Here is a 4,074-nt window from a genome sequence, read left to right on the forward strand (position 1 = left end):
TTTCTACCTATTTCTATAAATTTCAATCTATTTCTATTATCTTATCTCCATATCGCCCTTATCTCCTTATCCCCTTTCTTACACTTTTGATATATAGCCTGAACGGTTACAAAAGTAGACACCTCTGACCCGCCTACGAAAAAATCTTCCTGCTTACCTTCATTATCTCACCAAAAACTAAAACTGAAGATGAGATTAAGAGAATACCCCCACAATCAACTAATGAGATAGTGGTGGTATGGAATATAGTCCTTAACGGCGTCCAGATTATCACCATTTGTAAAATAATCGAGCTTAATATCGCCCATATTAACCACATATTTGAAAATAAACCTCTAAATGCCGAGATGCGGTCACTTCTACAGTTCATAACATTGAACATCTGAAGCATCATTAAGGTGGTAAATGCCATTGTGCGGGCATAATCAAGATTTTCTTGAGGATTATAAAGATAAAATATTCCCAGTGTAGAGAGCATCATTATTATCCCAATGCACACCATCCAGGCAAATCGTCTGATGGAAACAATCTTTTTTTCTTTTTTCCTCGGCGGACTGGACATTATCCCCCTATCCGGCGGGTCTATGCCCAGTGCTAAAGCGGGTAAGCCATCGGTCATAAGATTTATCCATAAGATTTGTAAGGCTAATGCAGGTAAAGGCAGACCAATCATTATTGCAGTGAATATGGTAAATACCTCACCTAAATTAGAACTGAGTAAATAGGTGACAAATTTCTGGATATTATTGTAGATAGTCCTTCCTTCTTCAACCGCATTGACGATAGAGGCGAAGTTATCATCCCTGAGAATCATCTCAGAGGTCTCTTTGGCGACATCCGTGCCGGTTATTCCCATTGCAATTCCAATATCTGCGTCTTTTAAAGCCGGGGCATCATTTACCCCATCCCCGGTCATCGCCACGATATGGCCGTTCTTTTTTAATGCTTCGATTATCTGCATTTTATGTTCTGGAGAAACCCGGGCATAGATACTGACTTCTTCAACTATGCTATGCAGGTTTTTAATCTCATCTAATTCCTTACCGGTTAATGCCTTACCTGTCATTTCTAATTCTTTGGCGATTGCCATTGCTGTTAATTTATGGTCGCCAGTTATCATCACAACTTTTATACCGGCGGTTTCACATTTTTTTATGGCGGCTTTTACCTCTTCTCTTGGCGGGTCAATCATCGCCTGTAACCCGACAAAGACTAAATCATCTTCCGTAGGTTTTGTCGTCTGGGTTTCTTTAAAGGCAAACCCTAAGATGCGTAAGGCATCCTGAGCAAACCCTTCATTTATTTTATGGATTTTTTCTTCGTATTCTTTTGTTAATTTCCTTATTTTGCCATTGATGTAGATTTGGCGGCATTTTTCAAGAATAATATCTGGTGCTCCTTTGGTATAAGCAAAGAGTTTATTATCTATTTGATGGACAGTAGTCATCATCTTTCTTTTAGAATCAAAAGGGATTTCTGCTACCCGTGGATATTTTTTCTCTAATTCTTCTTTTATTAATCCTGCCTTTGCCGCACTGACGATTAAACTTGCCTCGGTTGGGTCACCAATGACTTTCTCTCCCTCAAGATTGGCATCATTGCATAAAACACCTATTCTTAACAATAACTCCTCCGGCGGTTTAGAGAAAGTCCCTTTGACAGAATAACCACTGCCAGTAACATTTATGACCTCATCATTTACAAATATTTTTTCTACAGTCATTTGATTACAGGTGAGTGTCCCTGTTTTATCTGAGCAAATGACTGTGGTGCAGCCAAGGGTTTCAACACTGGGTAGTTTTCTAATCAAGGCATTTTTCTTAATCATTCTCTGAACGCCTAATGCAAGGGAAATAGTAACAACAGCGGGTAATCCCTCAGGAATAGCGGCAACGGCTAAGGCAATGGCGGTGATGAACATTTCGATGTATTTACCTGTTTTTATTGCCCCAGCAACAAAAACAAAGATACAAATAGCAATAGTTAACATCCCCAACCATTGACCTAATTGCTTAAGGTTAATCTGTAATGGGGTAAGTCCTTTTTCTACCTCCTGGATTAATTCCGCAATCCTTCCTATCTCGGTATTCATGCCCGTGTTAACTACTACTGCCTTGCCGCGACCTCTGGTGATAATCGTGGATGAGAAAACTATATTCTTTTGCTCAGGCAGTGGTATTTTTTCGGCTAATAAAATCGCTTCTTTTTCAACCGGGGTGGATTCTCCGGTTAAAGATGCCTCTTGTGTCTGGAGATTTATTGCCTCGATTAACCTTGCGTCTGCGGGTATTTTATCCCCTTCTTCTAAAACTAAAATATCTCCAGGAACAATCTCCTCTGCAGGTATTTCACAAACCTTGCCTCCTCTAATCACCTTTGCTTTTAGCGAAATAAGTTTCTTTAGTGCCTCGATACTCTTTTCAGCCCGATATTCTTGAACAAAGCCTAAAACAGCATTTAATACAAGAATGCCCGCAATTACTATGGCATCAAGGTATTCTTGAATAAAAAGGGAAATAACAACAGCCGCAATCAATATTCCAACAATAAAGCTTTTGAATTGATTGATGAAGATGGTGAAAGGACTGATTTTTTTAATTTCTTTAAGGATATTTAGTCCAAATTTTTCAAGCCGCTTTTCTGCTTCAATGATAGATAAACCGTGTTTAGAGGTGTTAAGTTCTGTAAATATAGATTCTACTTCTTTAGCATAGGGCATTTCAACGGGTGGTGGGGTTAACTGAGTTATTTTGGAAATCGCTTGTGCCATAATTGATATTATACTACTTCTCGAAGTAGATGTCAATTGAAAGTTTTCACCCATCAAGTTTTTCTCTTGACGAAGTAAAAACTTTATGCTATCATTTATAATAGTCGTTCAGATAATATAGCAGTTATTAGTCAAAACTTTACTCAGAGTGGATAAGTAAAAAAAATCCCAAATCCCAAGCACCAAATCTCAAATAAACACCAAATTCCACATACCAAAAAGCGAATTAGAGATTAGTGAATTAGAGATTAGATTTTACTAATTCGCTTAATTCACTAATTCACTAAATAGAATTTGGAATTTGTGATTTGGAATTTCAGAGCCATATCTATGTCAAATTTCGATTAATAAGTGCTATAATTATCTTTCCGATTCATAATCTACGATTCTATTGTCCAATCCATTTGTTATTCCTGTAAATATACCTGACCTTTCCTATTATTTTGAGACCTGCGTCTTGCCAACCTATTTTCTCAAATTCTAACTTTGTATTACTAATCCACTTTACATTGGATGGTCCCCATTCATCTATAATTAATTGGTATTCCTCGACAAAATGATCGTTTAATAAACGAATTATTTGAAATCCGTTTGGACAATAATGTGCTTCCAAGTCAACATTATAAGAAACTAATCGTTGCTTATCAGGGGAGACCTTTATTTTACCAACAATCTTAATTTTTTCTCCACTGTTTTTATTAATAAGCATATATTCACCACCTTCATAATAGTGAATCTGTATCACATAAATATTTAGATTTTCGAGTAATTCACGAAATGTATACAGTTCTGTCTCATTTCCCTCTTTATCAATATCTTCTAAAGTTAATTGTCCTCCATTATCCAATTTCAACAAGAGTCTATCTGACTGTCGAATAACGAAGTTCTTGTATCGGTTGAGTTGATATTTCTCAAGTTTCTGTGCACACTCATAAGAATTCGTACAATTACATAATCCATCTAAATGTGGTATTCTGCTTTGAGATCCAATCAAAGTAATAATCAAAAAAATCACTGCTATATCTCTCATCATCTTTTCCCCTCAGCCTAACGATAAAATAACCTGCTCTGTCAGGTTCATTGTTTTGTTAGCAATTCATTTCTTTGTCATTTCCTCTCCACACTACTTCTTCGCCGCTTCTGCTCCAAGCCACTTCCTCACTACTCCTGCTCCGAATCTGGTTCTTCGCTGCTCCTCTTCCAAGCTACTTCTTCGCTATTTCTGCTCCAGGATACTTCTTCACCACTTCCGTTCCGAGTCCATTTCTTCGATGCTTCTGCTCCACTCTACTTCTTCGCCACTT

Annotated in this window: 2 protein-coding genes; both read right to left on the bottom strand. The window is 37.4% G+C overall.

Annotation, left to right across the window (positions count from 1 at the left end; all coding sequences use genetic code 11):
• Positions 1–133: 133 nt before the first annotated feature.
• Positions 134–2,824, bottom strand: a complete 2,691-nt coding sequence (locus tag AB1422_17525; protein MEW6621104.1) for a calcium-translocating P-type ATPase, SERCA-type — start codon at positions 2,822–2,824, stop codon at positions 134–136.
• A 334-nt stretch (positions 2,825–3,158) separates the two neighbouring features.
• A complete protein-coding gene (locus AB1422_17530; protein ID MEW6621105.1) occupies positions 3,159–3,803 on the bottom strand; it encodes a hypothetical protein in 645 nt (214 codons plus the stop codon).
• Positions 3,804–4,074 lie beyond the last annotated feature (271 nt).

The sequence above is a fragment of the bacterium genome (assembly GCA_040757115.1).
Lineage (GTDB): Bacteria > UBA9089 > CG2-30-40-21 > CG2-30-40-21 > SBAY01 > JBFLXS01.